Raw genomic sequence first — 14,547 nt, 5'->3', positions numbered from 1 at the left:
TTGACCGGAATCTGCGACGGCAGGGTCGTCGTCGTCACCGGCGCGGGCCGCGGCCTCGGCCGCGCCCACGCGCTGGCCTTCGCCGCAGAAGGGGCACGTCTGGTCGTCAACGACCTCGGCGTCGGCCTCGACGGCACCCCGGGCCCCGACAGCCCCGCCGCCCTCGTCGCCGAGGAGATCCGCGCGGCCGGCGGTGAGGCCGTCGCCCACGGCGGCGACATCGCGACGTCCGACGGGGCCGCCTCCCTCGTCCGGGCGGCTCTGGAGACGTACGGGCGCCTCGACACCCTCGTCAACAACGCCGGCTTCCTGCGCGACCGGATGCTGGTCAACCTCGACGAGGACGACTGGGACGCGGTGCTGCGGGTCCATCTCAAGGGCCACTTCCTGCCGCTGAAGCACGCGGCCGCGCACTGGCGGGCGGAGACGAAGGCCGGCCGCACACCGGCCGCCCGCATCATCAACACCAGCAGCGGAGCAGGCCTGGCCGGCTCGGTGGGCCAGGGCAACTACAGCGCCGCGAAGGCCGGAATCGTGGGCCTGACCCTGGTCGCCGCCGCCGAACTGGCCCGCTACGGAGTCCAGGTCAACGCGATCGCCCCCGCGGCACGGACGAGGATGACGGAACAGACCTTCGCCGACACGATGGCGGCCCCGGCCGACGGCTTCGACGCCATGGCCCCTGAGAACGTCTCCCCGCTGGTGGTCTGGCTGGGCTCGACGGCGAGCGCGGGAGTGACCGGCAGGGTCTTCGAGGCGGAGGGCGGCCGGATCACCGTGATGGAGGGCTGGCGGCCGGGCCCGACGGCCGACAGGGGCGCGAGATGGACCCCGACGGAGGCGGGCGAGACGGCACTGAAGCTGCTGGGAGAGGCCGGCACACCCCGGCCGGTCTACGGAGCATGACCGCAGCGCACCCCTAGGTGTCACACTCCAGCACCGTCCGGCACAACGCGCAGCGCGCCCGCACCCGCCCCCGCACCGGCACCCGGATCCGCTGGTGACAGGTGGGACAGGGGAACGACACCCGCAGGCGCCCGGGCCCGTCAGGGGTGAAGGTGTAGGGCACCCCCGGCTGCGGGCCGGGAGCGTGGCGGCGGTCCCGGGCGTACCGGCGCCGCCCGGCCCAGCCCGCCGCCGTGAGGGGCGGCTGCTCGGAGTCCTGGCGGGCCAGGGCCATGCCCTTCACGTACGCCGTGTAGGCCTGCGCGCTGGTGAACCACACCGAGGGATCCTCACCGAACACCAGCGACCGCTTCGCCAGCACGTACCCGAACTCCTCCGGCGTGAGATACCCCAGCTTCTGCGAGGACGCCGCGTCCTCCCGGTACGCGTCCAGCAGCAGCCACCCCGCCCCCAGATACGTCGTCGCCGTGTCCGTGAGGATCTCGTTCTCCCGCACCCCCGGGAAGGAGAGGTCCAGCCGGTGCAGATACACATGCATGACCTCGTGGGCCAGCGCCGCCCCGATGTCCCGCCGATGCGTGCGGAACCGGTCGTTCAGCTCGACGAAGTACTCGGGGCCCGCGGTGAGTTCGACGTTCGCCGCGTGGGTCATCTCCCGGAAGCTCACCACGAGCCGGGCGTCCGGCAGCCGGTAGTGCCGCACCAGCTCCCGGGCCACCCGCTGCGCGCCCAGATACAGATCGTCGGTGTCGCAGAACGCCACGTCCACCGGGGCCACACTCGTCGCGAACGTCTGCACGGTGTCGTAGGAGAGCCGCTTGTAGAGCGCGTTGATCGACGCCCGCACCGTCTCCAGATGCGGGTAGCCGTGCTGGACCGGTCCGTCGTTCGTCACGCCCGTACCCCCAAGACGCCCTGAACCCGCTTCCACTCTACGAGGTCGTGAGCGGATTCTCGTGGGTCGGATCCGGCGCACGGAGCCGGAGCACGGGCCCGCCCGCCGGTGCCTCCTCCAGCTCCAGCACCCACACCTCGTTGCCGCCCTCCCGCAGCACGGGACCCGGCACGTACAGCGAGCGCTGCGGGCCCACCAACCAGTACCGGCCGAGATCGAAGCCGTTGACCCACACGAACCCCCGGGTCCAGCCCGGCAGCTCCAGCACCGCGTCCCCGGCGCCCCGCACACTCACCTCACCCCGGTACAGGCCCGGCGAACCGTCCCCCGGGACCTCCCCGAAGCCGATCCCCGTCACCGAGTCCAGCGCGTCGAGCCGCAGCCCCCGCGCCCGCACCCCGTGCAGGAACTGCCGCTCGTGCAGCAGCCCCCCGGTGATCCCCTTCGCCTCCCCGCTCCGGGGCCCGTAGTTGACCCGCCCCAGCGACTCCACCCACAGCTCCACGCGCGCGTGCCCCGCGACCGGCTCCTTGAGCTGCGCGTCCTCCTCGGTGAGCACCCCGGCCCGCTCCCCGTCGACGTACACCACCGCGAGATCCCTGAGCCCCCGCGCGATCAGTGGATACGGCTGCCGCGGCCCCGGCACGGTCACCTCGTAACGCACCAGCCCCCGGTCGACGTCCAGCTCCTCGAAGGCCGGCGGGACGGGGCCCTCGTGGGGCGGCCCGCCGCGCTCCTCCAGCACGGCGGACAGGGACGCCCACTCGGGCAGGTTCACGTCAGCGTCCGCCTCCAGCACGTCGGGCGCGGGCGGGAGCTCGGCCACGGGACCGTACTGCGCCAGCACCTCACGGAAGCGCCAGAACTTCTCCGTCGGCCTGCCGTACTCGTCGATCGGCGCGTCGTAGTCGTACGACGTCACGTCCGGCTCCAGCGGACCGTCGTGCAGCGCGCCCCCGCCCCGGTTGGCGCCCGCCCACCCGGCGAAGTTGGTGCCGCCGTGCGCCATGTAGAGGTTCACCGAGGCACCGCACTCCAGGATCTCCCGCAGCGCCGCGGCCGCGTCCGGGGCGTCCCGCACGACGGGCTCGCCACCCCAGTGCTCGAACCAGCCGCACCAGAACTCCATGCACATCAGCGGGCCCTGCGGCCGGTACCGGCGCAGCGTCTCGAAGGCCGTACGGGCGCCGGAGCCGAAGTTGACCGTGGCGAGGACACCGGGAACGGAGCCGCCGGTGAGCATGTGGTCCTCGGGGCCGTCCGAGGTGAACAGCGGCACGGTGACACCCTCCGCGCGCAGCAGCTCCGCAAGCCGCAGCAGATACGCGGCGTCCGAACCGTAACTGCCGTATTCGTTCTCCACCTGCACCATGAGCACCGGGCCGCCGCGGTCGATCTGGCGCTCCACGACCTGCGGCAGCAGCCGCCCGAACCAGCGCTCCACCTGCCCCAGATACACCTCGTCGCGCGTGCGCGCGTGCCCCTGCAGCCAGTGCGGCAGACCGCCGTTCTCCCACTCCGCGCAGATGTAGGGCCCGGGCCGGACGATCGCCCACAGCCCCGCCTCCCGGGCCGCGTCCAGGAACCGGCCCAGCGCCGCCATGTCCCGGAACTCGCCCGGGTGCGGCTCGTGCAGGTTCCACGGCACGTACGTCTCCACACAGTTCAGGCCCATCGCCCGCAACATCGCCAGCCGATGCCCCCACTGTGCCTCGTGCACCCGGAAGTAGTGCAGCGCGCCGGACAGCAGCCGCACCGGCCGGCCGTCCAGCAGGAAATCGGTTTCACCCACCGTGAACTCGCTCATAGGCTCCACCCTCACCACTGGCGGCGATCACGTCCATGGACAAAGATCGGCGCTGCTTGGACCGAAGCGCAGGCAAGGAGCGCGATGTACCACACCTGGATGCGGTTCCTCACGCCCAGCCCCGTCCATCACCGCCTGGGGCTGGTCTGCCTCGGCGTCGGACTCCAGTACGGCCCCCTGCCCACCGTCGGTCCCCGCACCCTCGACAGCCACGTCGCCGTCGTCATCAGCACCGGCACCGGGTGGTACGAGACCCCCGACGGCCGGCGCACGACCGTCACCGCGCCCTCGCTGCTGTGGCTCACCCCCGGCATCCCGCACCACTACGCGCCCGACCCGGGGACCGGCTGGGACGAGGGGTTCGTCGGCTTCACCGGGCCCGCCACCGCCACCTACACCGAGCTCGGCTACATCGAACCCGACCGCCCCGTCGTGCCCCTGTCCGACGCCACCGGCCCGCGCGCGGTGATCGCCCGCATCGCCCGGGCCGCCCGCCGCGACAACCCCCTCCTGGAGGTGGAGACCGGCGCCGCCGTCCACGAACTCCTGGTCGCCCTGCGCCGCGCCCGCGCCGACCTCGCCCCCGACGGCGACCTCGTCCTCAAGGCGCTCGCCCGTGACGCCTGTCTGCCGCTGTCCGTCGCCGACCACGCTGGCCGGCACGGCATGACCCTGGCCGAACTGCGCACCGCCGTGCGGCGCGGCGCCGGGTGCAGCCCCAAGGACTACCTCCTCGGCATCCGCCTGGGCCGCGCCAAGGAACTCCTCGCCGCCACCGACCTGCCCGTCGCCGCGATCGCCCGCCGCGTCGGCTACGACGACCCCGCCTACTTCTCCCGGCTCTTCACCCGCCGCGTCGGCATGGCCCCCGTCCGCTTCCGCGCCCAGGAGAGCCGCACCGTCCCCGGCGGCTGGAGCAACCGGATCCCGGACCCGGACGACCCGCCGAGGATTTGATCACCGAGGATTTGATCACCGGGGATCCGGGATCCGGGATCCGGGATCCGGGATCCGGGACGGGACGGGACGGGACGGGACGGGACGGGACGGGAGGGGAGGGGAGGGGAGGGGAGGGGAGGGGAGGGTTTGGCCGGTCGGTCTCCGGCCGGTCCGGCGCGGAGCCTGTCACCCCGCCCCCTTAAGGTTGTCGCCCATGACCACCAGCAACAACGGAACCGGTGACGTCGACCCCGCCGTCCGCGAGGAGCTCGCCCGGCTGCGCGACAGCATCGACAACATCGACGCGGCCGTCGTCCACATGCTCGCCGAGCGCTTCAAGGCCACCCAGCAGGTCGGCCACCTCAAGGCCCGCCACCAGCTGCCGCCCGCCGACCCGGCCCGCGAGGCCCGCCAGATCGAGCGGCTGCGCACCCTCGCCGAGAACGCCAAACTCGACCCGGCCTTCGCTGAGAAGTTCCTGAATTTCATCATCGCCGAGGTGATCAGACACCACGAGCGCATCGCCGAGGACACCGTCAACGGCGCCACCCCGCTGGCCGATTGACCTCGGTCGACGTCCCGGAGAGATGACACGGCCGCCGGTACCGGGCATGCTGCGCTGTGCACTCCTTGTCAGCCCACGAGCACACCGTGTCAACACACGGGCGTAGGCTGACTGTCCGCGAGGGAGGGACGGTCGGGCCATGCCTTCGGATGCCAAGATCCTCATCGTCGACGACCACGAGGACACGCTCTACGCCCTGGAGAGCGCCCTGGCCCCGCTGGGCTACCGGCTCGCCCGCGCCACCAGCGGCGACGAGGCCCTCAAGCAGGTGCTCCGCGGCCAGGTCGGCCTCCTGCTCCTCGACGTACGCATGCCTGGCGTCAGCGGCCTCGACGTGGTCCGCTACATGCGGCGCCTGGAGCAGACCCAGCACATACCCGTCGTTCTGCTCACCGGCTTCGGCCCCGACCACGAACTGACCTCCGCCGCCTTCGCCCTCGGTGTCGCCGACCTCGTGATGAAACCCATCGACCCCTGGGCCCTGCGCACCAAGGTCCGCTACCTCTTCGACGCCCACCGCCGCCACCTCGCCCTCGAACACGAGGTGCGGGAGCTGCGGGCCCTCGTCAAGGACCGCACCGAGGACAAGGGGCACGATGAGGGCCAGGGCCACGGCGAGGGCAAGACCTACGACGAGGCCAAGACCTACGACGAGGACGCCGGCCACGACGAGAACGCGGGCCGCGGTGGCGCGGAGGCCGCCGCCCGCCACGCCCTGCCCCATCCGGACGCCCGCGTTCCGCTGCAGCGCGCCGAAGGGGCGCACACCGGGGAGCTCGAACAGGACCGGACATAAGGCGTGTACCGATCCGCCTCTGTGAGTTGACCGTGCCATCAGGCAGCATGTCCTGCATGTCCGTACTGACGCGCGACGAAGCGCAGACCCGTGCCAAGCTCCTCGACGTTCACCGCTACACCATCGCGCTCGACCTCACCACCGGCGACGAGACCTTCGAGTCCCGGACGGTCGTACGGTTCACCGCGCGCGCCGAGGCGGACACCTTTGTCGAGCTCAAGCCGGCCGAGCTGCGGGAGGCCACCCTCGACGGCCGCCCCCTCGACCCGGAGACCCTCGAGGAGAACCGGCTGCCCCTCAAGGGCCTGACCGCCGGCGAGCACGAACTGCGCATCGACGCCGTCATGCGGTACTCCCGCACCGGCGAGGGCATGCACCGCTTCACCGACCCCACCGACGGCGAGACCTACGTCTACACCCAGCTGTTCATGGACGACGTCCAGCGCGTCTTCGCCGCGTTCGACCAGCCCGACCTCAAGGCCGTCTTCGACCTGTCGGTCAAGGCCCCCGCAGGCTGGAGCGTCCTCGCCAACGGCATCACCACCGACCAGGGCGACGGCCACTGGCAGGCCGCCACCACCCCCCTGATCTCCACCTACCTCGTCGCCGTGGCCGCCGGCCCCTGGCACTCCGTGCGCACCGAACACCGCGGCCTGCCCTTCGGCATCCACTGCCGCCGTTCGCTCGCCCCCTACCTGGACCCGGACGCCGACGAGATCTTCGAGATCACCAGGCAGTGCTACGACCGTTACCACGAGAAGTTCGAGGAGCCCTACCCCTTCGACTCCTACGACCAGGCGTTCGTCCCCGAGTTCAACGCCGGCGCCATGGAGAACCCCGGCCTCGTCACCTTCCGCGACGAGTTCGTCTACCGCTCCGCCGTCACCGACACCGAGCGCCAGACCCGCGCCATGGTCATCGCCCACGAGATGGCCCACATGTGGTTCGGGGACCTCGTCACCCTGCGCTGGTGGGACGACATCTGGCTCAACGAGTCCTTCGCCGAGTACATGGGCTACCAGACCCTCACCGAGGCCACCCGTTTCACCGACACCTGGGTCGACTTCGGCGTCATGCGCAAGGGCTGGGGATACGACGCCGACCAGCGCCCCTCCACCCACCCCGTCGCCCCCGAGGCCGTCGAGGACACCGCGTCGGCCCTGCTGAACTTCGACGGCATCTCCTACGCCAAGGGCGCCTCCGCGCTGCGCCAACTGGTGCACTGGCTCGGCGAGAAGGACTTCCTCGCCGGCATCAACACCCACTTCACCCGCCACCGGTTCGCCAACGCCACCCTCGCCGACTTCATCGACTCCCTCGCCTCCGCCACCGAACGCGACGTCCACGCCTGGGCCGACACCTGGCTGCGGACCACCGGTGTCGACACCCTGCGGCCCGCCGTCACCCGGGGCGAGGAAGGCACGTACACCCTCCAGGTCGAGCACCAGGGCAGCCGCCCGCACCGCATCGCCGTCGGCCTCTACGACCAGGACGTCACCGACGAGGGCCGCCACCTCGTCCTGCGCCACCGCCTCGACCTCGACATCCCCCAGACCGAGCCGCTGCCCATCGGCAAGCGCCCCACCCTCCTGCTCCTCAACGACGGCGACCTCACCTACGCCAAGGTCCGCTTCGACCACGAGTCCGCCAAGGCGGTCACCGAGAGCCTCTCCGGCCTGCCCTCGCCCCTGACCCGCGCGGTCGTCTGGAACGCCCTGCGCGACGCCGTCCGCGACGGCGAACTGGCCCCCACCGCCTACCTCGAGGCCGCCCGCGCCCACCTCCCGTACGAGACCGACCTCGCTCTCGTCCAGGGCGTCCTCGCCTTCGCCTCCACCTACGTCGCCGACCGCTACGTCACCCCCGAACAGCGCCCCGCCGCCCTCACCACCCTCTCCTCCCTCTGCCGCGACCTCATCCGCCGCACCGAGGACGGCGACAACCCCGGCCTGCGCCTGATCGCCGTCCGGCACTGCATCGACGTCGCCGCCCACCCCGACACCATCGCCGCCTGGCTCGCCGACGGCACCGTCCCCGGCGGCCCCGAACTCGACCCCGAACTGCGCTGGCGGGTCCTCGCCCGCCTCGCCGTCCTCGGCGCCACCGACGAGGCCGCCATCGCCGCCGAACTGGCCCGCGACCCCTCCGCCGCCGGCCAGGAAGGCGCCGCCCGCTGTCGCGCCGCACTCCCCACCGAGGACGCCAAGGCGGCGGCCTGGGAGGCGATGTTCACCCGCGACGACCTCTCCAACTACCTGTTCATCGCCACCGCCCAGGGTTTCTGGCAGCCCGAACAGAGCGATCTCGTACGGCAGTACGTGCCCCGCTACTACGAGGACGCCGTCGCCCTCGCCGCCCGCCGCGGCCCCGCGATCGCCGACGCCGCCGGCCGCTGGGCGTTCCCCGCCCACGCCATCGACGAGGACAACCAGGCCCTCGGCCAGGCCTGCCTGCGCGACGCCGACCCCATCCCCTCCCTGCGCCGCAAGCTGATCGACCAACTCGACGACCTGGGGCGGGCCTTGCGGGTGAGGCAGGCCTAGAGCGGGTTTTCCCCGCACGGGAGTACCCCCTTTCGGGTCAGGATCGTTGAACTCTCCGGGCGCGCCGCGGCAACCGCGTCCAAGCTGGAAACCCCCAGCGCCCCCGGAGGTCGACGATGCACACGCCGCCCCTGGCCTCGGGCCCCGAAGGCCGCGATGTGCTGCGCCCACTGCTCGACACTGTCCTGGAGGCACTGGAGGAGGGGGCGCGGGCGCGAGGGGGCCCACTCCCGGCGGGCGGCCCTTCCGAGGTGGCAGCGCGAGTACGGGCCGCGCTGGGAGACGTACTCCCGGACGAGGGCGATCCGGAGGCCCTACGGCACCTGGTGCGCGCCCTGGCGGAAGGCTCCGCGGACCCGGCGGACCCCTTCTGCGCGGCCCACCTCCACTGCCCGCCTCTCGCGGTGGCCGCAGCGGCAGACCTGGCCGCTTCCGTGCTCAACCCGTCCCTGGACTCCTGGGACCAGGCCCCGGCGGCATCGGAGCTGGAGTCACTGGTGACAGGGACACTTGCAAACGAGGTCTATCCGGACCCACCCAGGGGCGCGGGAAACTGCGCGACCAGCCCCCACGGACCCGACGCCTTGGTCACGACCGGTGGCACGGAGTCCAACCAACTCGCCCTCCTCCTGGCCAGAGAGACACATGGCCCCGGCGTCCGCCTCGTCTGCGGCGAGAACGCCCACCACTCCCTCCCAAGGGCCGCCTGGCTCCTCGGCCTGCCCGAGCCGGTGATCGTCCCCACCCCCCACGGCACCCTCGACCCCGCCACCCTCGACACGGCCCTGCACGGACCGTCGGTCGTCGCCGCGACCGCAGGCACCACCGACGCCGGCCTGATCGACCCCCTCCCCGAGATCGCCGCCCTGTGCGCACAGCGCGGCGCACGGCTGCACATCGACGCGGCCTACGGCGCAGGACTCCTCTTCAGCGCACGGCACAGAGCCAGGCTCACCGGCCTGAGCGTCGCCGACACCGTCACCCTCGACCTGCACAAACTCGGCTGGCAGCCGGTCGCCGCAGGCCTTCTCGCCGTACGCGACAAGAACGACCTCGCCGCCCTCCACCAGCGCGCCGACTACCTCAACGCCGACGACGACACCGAGGCCGGCCTCCCCGACCTCCTCGGCCGCTCCCTGCGCACGACCCGCCGCCCCGACGTCCTGAAGATCGCCGTCACGCTGAGAACCCTGGGCCGCACAGGACTTGCCGCACTCGTCGACCAAGTCTGCGAACAGGCAAGGGAGTTCGCGAAAGCCGTCGACGACCACCCCGGCTTCGACCTCCACGCCCCGCCCACCATCAGCACGGTCCTGTTTCGCCCCGCGGGCGCCACCGACGACGCAGTGGCCGCCGTACGCCGACAACTCCTCGAAGACGGGCGGGCCGTGCTCGGCCGGGCCCGCGCCGACGGCCGACTCTGGCTCAAGGCCACCCTCCTCAACCCCACCACCCGGCCGGCCGACCTCGCCGGACTCCTGCACCTCGTGGAAGGAACCACCCCCCGATGAACCCCCACCCCCCACACCACGAGCCCGACGCACCCCGTGACCTCGTCGGCATCGGCATCGGCCCCTTCAACCTCTCCCTCGCCGCCCTCGCCCAGCCGCTCACCACGCTCGACGCCGTCTTCTACGAACAACGCCCCGCCTTCGACTGGCACCCCGGTCTCCTCATCGACGGCGCCACCATCCAAGTGCCGTTCCTCGCCGACCTGGTGACCCTCGCCGACCCCGCCAGCCAGTGGACCTTCCTCAACTACCTCAAGACCCGCGAGCGCCTCTTCCCCTTCTACTTCGCCGAGCGCTTCCACATCCAGCGCGCCGAATACGACGCCTACTGCCGCTGGGTCGCCGAGAACCTCCCCGGGCTCCACTTCCGCCACCAGGTCGACGCCGTTCGCTTCAACCCCGAACGCGACGTCTTCGAGGTCGACTTCACCCAGCTCGACACCGACGGCGAGGCCGAGGCGCTGGGGCGGACGTACACCAAGAACATCGTCCTCGGCATCGGCACCGAGCCCTACGTCCCCGAGCCCCTCAAGCCCCTCGTCGAGGCCCCCGGCGTGCCCGTCGTCCACGCCGCCGACTACCTCGCCCACCGCACCGGCCTCCTCGCCGCCGACCATGTCACCGTCGTCGGCTCGGGACAGTCCGGCGCGGAGGTCTTCCTCGACCTCCTCCGCAACCGCCCCTGCGGCCGCGAGGGACTCCACTGGCTGGGCCGCACCGAAGCCTTCGCGCCCATGGAGTACTCCAGGCTCGGCCTCGAACACTTCACCCCCGACTACACCCGCTACTTCCACGCCCTGTCCGAAAGCGTCCGCGACCGCCTCGGCGCCACCCAGTGGCAGCTCCACCGCGGCATCGACGCCGACACCATCGCCGACATCCACGACGAGCTCTACCGCCGCACCCTGCACGGCGGCTGGCCCGACGCCGTCCTCACCCCGGGTGTCCGCGTCCGCACCGCCGGCCGCATCGCGACGACCAAGATCGAGCTGCACCTCGAACACGTCCAGCAGGGCAGCCGCTCCCGGCTCACCACCGACGCCGTCGTCCTCGCCACCGGCTACCGCGAACGCCCCCTCGACCGCGTCCTCGCCGGGCTCGACCCCTACCTGCGCCGCGACAGCCGCGAACGCCCCCGCGTCGACGAACACTTCCGTCTCGTCCTCGACCCGTCCGTCACCGGCGCCGACTGCCACGTGTACGTCCAGAACGCCGAACGCCACACCCACGGCGTCGGCACCCCCGACCTCGGCCTCGCCGCCTGGCGCAGCGCCACCATCCTCAACACCGTCACCGGCAAGGACGCCTACCCCCTCCCCACCCGCACGGCCTTCACCACCTTCGGACTGGAACCCCGGCCGCAGATCCCGTCCGCCCGCCAGGCCCCCGTGCTGACACCGCTGGTCGAAGGACGGTAGGAAACGGCAACGGCGCGGGCAGGCGGGGGACGCCGGGAAAGCGGCGGCGGTGAAAGAACCGGGACAGCAAGAAAACCGGCGACGGCGGAAGAACCCGGGCACCGGGCCGGTTGGCCCCGACATGACGACCACCTGGACCGCCGCCCACCGTGCCGCCGCCATCAGCCCCCACGAACGCCTCGCCCTCTTCGAGTCCCGCGGCTTCGCCGACCAGACCGTCCGCCAGTCCCTGCGCCTGGCAGGCGGCGGCGAAGCGGTCCGCGTGCGCCTCACCAACCGCTACGGCACCGAGCCCCTGGAGATCGGCGGCGCCCACCTCGCCCTGCGCACCAAGGGCAGCGGCATCGACCCCGGCAGCGACACCCCGCTCCACTTCTCCGGCGCACCCACCATCACCATCCCCGCAGGCCAGGAGACCGTCAGCGACCCCGTCGAACTGCCCGCGACGGCCGGAGAAGAACTCTCGGTGAGCCTCTACCTGCCGGGCGACACCGGACCCACCACCTTCACCGCCATGCCCTACGACACCGGATACGCCGTCCCCGGCGACCAGCTGTCCGCCGCCGTACTCGACAACCCCGAGGAGTTCGCCACCGGCCACCTCCTCGCCGGCGTCGACGTCCTCGCCCCGGCCGGCACCCGCATCGCCGTCGCCTTCGGCGACTCCTGGATCGAGGGCGCCGCCACCACCCCCGGCACCGACAACAGCTTCCCCGGACAGCTCAGCCGCCGACTCCCCAACGGCTGGATCGTCAACGCCGGCATCTCCGGCAACCGGCTCCTCACCGACGAGATCGGCGAGCACCTCCTCGCCCGCGTCGACCACGACGTCCTCGCCGTCCCCGGCGTCAGCCACGTCCTCGTCCACATCGGACTCAACGACCTCGGCCTGCCCGGCCACTTCGCCCACCCGGAACCCGCCGAAGGCCCCACGGCCGCCGAGTTCAAGGCCGGCCTCACCACCCTCGCCGACCGCCTCCACACGGCAGGACTCACCGTCATCGGCTCCACCATCGGCCCCTACAAGGGCACCGTCCACGAGGGCTACGACACCCCGCGCGGCCAGGCCGTGCGCGCCGAGGTCAACACCTGGCTGCTCGGCGACGACCATCCCTTCGACGGGATCGTGGACGTGGCCGCCGCCGTCGCCGACCCGGACGAACCCGACCGGATCCGCCCCGACTACAACGCCGGCGACGGCCTCCACGTCAACGACGCCGGCGCGAAAGCCATCGCCGACGCCGTGGACGTGACCCTCCTGGACCTCTAGAAGACAGGCGTGCCCTCACGCGTGAGCTTCCAGTCCACCGACGCGAAGTCCTTCGGGTCCAGCACACCCTTCGCGGTCACCCACTCCGCGATCCGCGTACGGATCTCCGTCGACTCCGACCACAGCTCGGTGGCGGAGGCCACGTGCGGGAACGCACCGCCGCCGTTCGCCCGGTAGTTGTTCACCGCGAACACGAACTTCTGCGCGTCGTCCAGCGCGGCACCGTTGTAGGTGAGGTTCTTGATCCGTGAACCGGCAGCCTGCGCGATGTCGATGTCGTAGGACAGCCCCGACACGTAGTCGTAGTTGTAGTCCGGACGGTTGCCCGCGTTCGTCAGCTTCTCCACGTCCACCGCCGCACCCGCCGCCGTCCGCACGAAGTACTCCGCCGAGTACTCCAGGTACGCCCTGATCTGCGCACCCGTCAGCAGCTTCGCGACCAGCGTGTTGTCGTACACGTACAGGCTCGACAGATCCCGGATCGTCACATCCCCGGCCGGGATCTCCGAGGTGCGGGAGAACGGCGAGGCCTGCGCGATCACCGGCAGCGAGGCGTACTCGGTGCTCGCCAGCGCCGCCCTCACCACGTCCTCCTGGACCTTCGTGATCAGGTCGATGATCGGGGCGTCCTTGTACCGCGCCTCGACCGTCGTCAGCTTCTGCGTCGCCGTACCGACCACCTGGTTCACGTACTGCACGACCACGTCGTGATCGGCCTTCAGCAGCTTGGTGATCTTCGGATCGTCGGCGACCGAGTTCGAGTTCAGCACCTTCGACGACACCGACTCGACCGACCAGCGGCCCTTCTCGAGAACCAGCTCGATGTCGAACAGCGACAGCCGCTCCGCGTACGCCAGCGGCTCCGACAGCACGACCGTCTTCCCGGTCTTCGTGTTGGTGACCTTCAGCTCCGGGATCTCCACGTGCGCGTGCCCGACCAGGATCGCGTCGATCCCCGGCACCTGCTGTGCCACCAGCGCCGCGGAGTTCTCGACGTACGGCAGCTGGTCACCGTAGGACGACGTGCCCGAGGAACCCGAGTGCGCCGACACCACCACGACGTCCGCACCCATCGACCGCAGCTTCGGCACCCACTTCGCGGCCTGCTCCTCAAGACCCGGGAACGTCAACTTCCCCTGGACATAGGCCTTGTCCCAGATCGCGATACCCGGGTTCGTCAGACCCAGCACCGCCACCTTCACCGGCGGCGCGCCCTTCACATGGAACTTCTTGATGAAATACGGCGGGAACGCGGGCTTCAGCGTCTTCGCGTCCAGCGCGTTGGCGCCAAGGAGCGGGAAGTCGCACTGCTCCTCGAACTTCCGCAGCGTCTCGATGCCGTAGTTGAACTCGTGGTTGCCCAGCGCCACGGCGTCGTACCCGATGGCGTTCATCGCCGCGGCCATCGGGTGGACGGGACCGCCCTTGGCGGTGATCGGGTCGACCTTCGCGTAGTAGTACGTCAGCGGAGTGCCCTGGATCGTGTCGCCCGCGTCGAGAAGCAGCGTGTTGCAGCGGCCCTTCTCCGCACGGACCTGGTTCACCAGCGTCGAGATCCGCGACAGGCCCTGCGCGTTGCCCGCCGAGTCCTTGTACTCCGCGTCCTTGAAGTAGTCCCAGTTGAAGACATGACCGTGCAGGTCCGTGGTGCCCATCACCGTCAGCGAGTACCGCTTCACGGGCTTCCTCCCGCTCTCCGCGGCCTGCGCGGCAGGAGCCCCCACGGCACCCGCCAGCGCGACCCCCGCTCCGGTCACGGCGGACTTCTCCAGGAACTTCCTGCGGTTCAAGGCCATCTCTTGATCTCCTCGGGGAACGGTCAACAACGCGCGTAGATTCTGACCCGCACATGTCGAACCGCAACAGTCCCCGCAGGTTTCGATCTGATGACCCCACC

At 71.3% G+C, this 14,547-nt stretch carries 11 protein-coding genes; 8 read left to right on the top strand and 3 right to left on the bottom strand.

Annotated elements, in window-relative coordinates; genetic code table 11:
* Positions 1-906 carry an SDR family oxidoreductase gene (locus IOD14_RS33350; RefSeq protein WP_123988528.1) on the top strand — a complete coding sequence of 302 codons (906 nt, stop codon included), beginning with the start codon at positions 1-3 and terminating at the stop codon, positions 904-906.
* Between the two features lie 13 nt (positions 907-919).
* Here IOD14_RS33350 and IOD14_RS33345 read toward each other — a convergent pair whose 3' ends face one another.
* A complete protein-coding gene (locus IOD14_RS33345; RefSeq protein ID WP_123988527.1) occupies positions 920-1,801 on the bottom strand; it encodes a hypothetical protein in 882 nt (293 codons plus the stop codon).
* A 37-nt stretch (positions 1,802-1,838) separates the two neighbouring features.
* Positions 1,839-3,608, bottom strand: coding sequence for a beta-galactosidase family protein (locus IOD14_RS33340; protein ID WP_212672292.1), 1,770 nt, complete (start codon positions 3,606-3,608; stop codon positions 1,839-1,841).
* An 84-nt stretch (positions 3,609-3,692) separates the two neighbouring features.
* On the opposite strand from IOD14_RS33340, the gene IOD14_RS33335 reads away from it, so the two are divergent.
* The 7 genes from IOD14_RS33335 (at position 3,693) to IOD14_RS33305 (ending at position 12,650) form a co-directional block, all read left to right on the top strand.
* Positions 3,693-4,565: an AraC family transcriptional regulator gene (locus IOD14_RS33335; protein ID WP_123988525.1), complete on the top strand. Its 873-nt coding sequence runs from the start codon at positions 3,693-3,695 to the stop codon at positions 4,563-4,565.
* A gap of 196 nt (positions 4,566-4,761) precedes the next feature.
* Complete coding sequence (locus tag IOD14_RS33330; protein ID WP_123988524.1) at positions 4,762-5,112, top strand: chorismate mutase; 351 nt, start codon at positions 4,762-4,764, stop codon at positions 5,110-5,112.
* A gap of 139 nt (positions 5,113-5,251) precedes the next feature.
* Positions 5,252-5,908 (top strand): response regulator, encoded by a 657-nt coding sequence (locus IOD14_RS33325; RefSeq protein ID WP_212672291.1) that lies wholly within the window; start codon positions 5,252-5,254, stop codon positions 5,906-5,908.
* Between the two features lie 56 nt (positions 5,909-5,964).
* Positions 5,965-8,451 (top strand): aminopeptidase N, encoded by a 2,487-nt coding sequence (gene pepN, locus IOD14_RS33320; protein WP_123988523.1) that lies wholly within the window; start codon positions 5,965-5,967, stop codon positions 8,449-8,451.
* Positions 8,452-8,567: 116 nt separating this feature from the next.
* Entirely contained in the window at positions 8,568-9,962 is a 1,395-nt protein-coding gene (locus IOD14_RS33315; RefSeq protein WP_212672290.1) for an aminotransferase class V-fold PLP-dependent enzyme, read from the top strand.
* Positions 9,959-11,380, top strand: a complete 1,422-nt coding sequence (locus tag IOD14_RS33310; RefSeq protein WP_212672289.1) for a SidA/IucD/PvdA family monooxygenase — start codon at positions 9,959-9,961, stop codon at positions 11,378-11,380. The genes IOD14_RS33315 and IOD14_RS33310 overlap by 4 nt, the downstream gene beginning before the upstream one ends.
* Before the next feature lie 121 nt (positions 11,381-11,501).
* A complete protein-coding gene (locus tag IOD14_RS33305; protein ID WP_212672288.1) occupies positions 11,502-12,650 on the top strand; it encodes a GDSL-type esterase/lipase family protein in 1,149 nt (382 codons plus the stop codon).
* On the opposite strand, the gene IOD14_RS33300 is transcribed toward IOD14_RS33305, so the two are convergent.
* Positions 12,647-14,446 carry a 5'-nucleotidase C-terminal domain-containing protein gene (locus IOD14_RS33300; RefSeq protein WP_212672287.1) on the bottom strand — a complete coding sequence of 600 codons (1,800 nt, stop codon included), beginning with the start codon at positions 14,444-14,446 and terminating at the stop codon, positions 12,647-12,649. The two genes, IOD14_RS33305 and IOD14_RS33300, sit on opposite strands and share 4 nt — an antisense overlap.
* Positions 14,447-14,547 lie beyond the last annotated feature (101 nt).

This window comes from Streptomyces sp. A2-16 (assembly GCF_018128905.1).
In the GTDB taxonomy this organism is placed as follows: domain Bacteria; phylum Actinomycetota; class Actinomycetes; order Streptomycetales; family Streptomycetaceae; genus Streptomyces.
This window is presented reverse-complemented; position numbering and strand designations above follow the sequence as displayed.

Bases quoted from the DNA above. Each gene is read 5' to 3' on its own strand.
- IOD14_RS33340 (WP_212672292.1), bottom strand. From the start codon at position 3,608: ATGAGCGAGTTCACGGTGGGTGAAACCGATTTCCTGCTGGACGGCCGG.
- IOD14_RS33335 (WP_123988525.1), top strand. From the start codon at position 3,693: ATGTACCACACCTGGATGCGGTTCCTCACGCCCAGCCCCGTCCATCAC.
- IOD14_RS33330 (WP_123988524.1), top strand. From the start codon at position 4,762: ATGACCACCAGCAACAACGGAACCGGTGACGTCGACCCCGCCGTCCGC.
- IOD14_RS33325 (WP_212672291.1), top strand. From the start codon at position 5,252: ATGCCTTCGGATGCCAAGATCCTCATCGTCGACGACCACGAGGACACG.
- pepN (WP_123988523.1), top strand. From the start codon at position 5,965: ATGTCCGTACTGACGCGCGACGAAGCGCAGACCCGTGCCAAGCTCCTC.
- IOD14_RS33315 (WP_212672290.1), top strand. From the start codon at position 8,568: ATGCACACGCCGCCCCTGGCCTCGGGCCCCGAAGGCCGCGATGTGCTG.
- IOD14_RS33310 (WP_212672289.1), top strand. From the start codon at position 9,959: ATGAACCCCCACCCCCCACACCACGAGCCCGACGCACCCCGTGACCTC.
- IOD14_RS33305 (WP_212672288.1), top strand. From the start codon at position 11,502: ATGACGACCACCTGGACCGCCGCCCACCGTGCCGCCGCCATCAGCCCC.
- IOD14_RS33300 (WP_212672287.1), bottom strand. From the start codon at position 14,446: ATGGCCTTGAACCGCAGGAAGTTCCTGGAGAAGTCCGCCGTGACCGGA.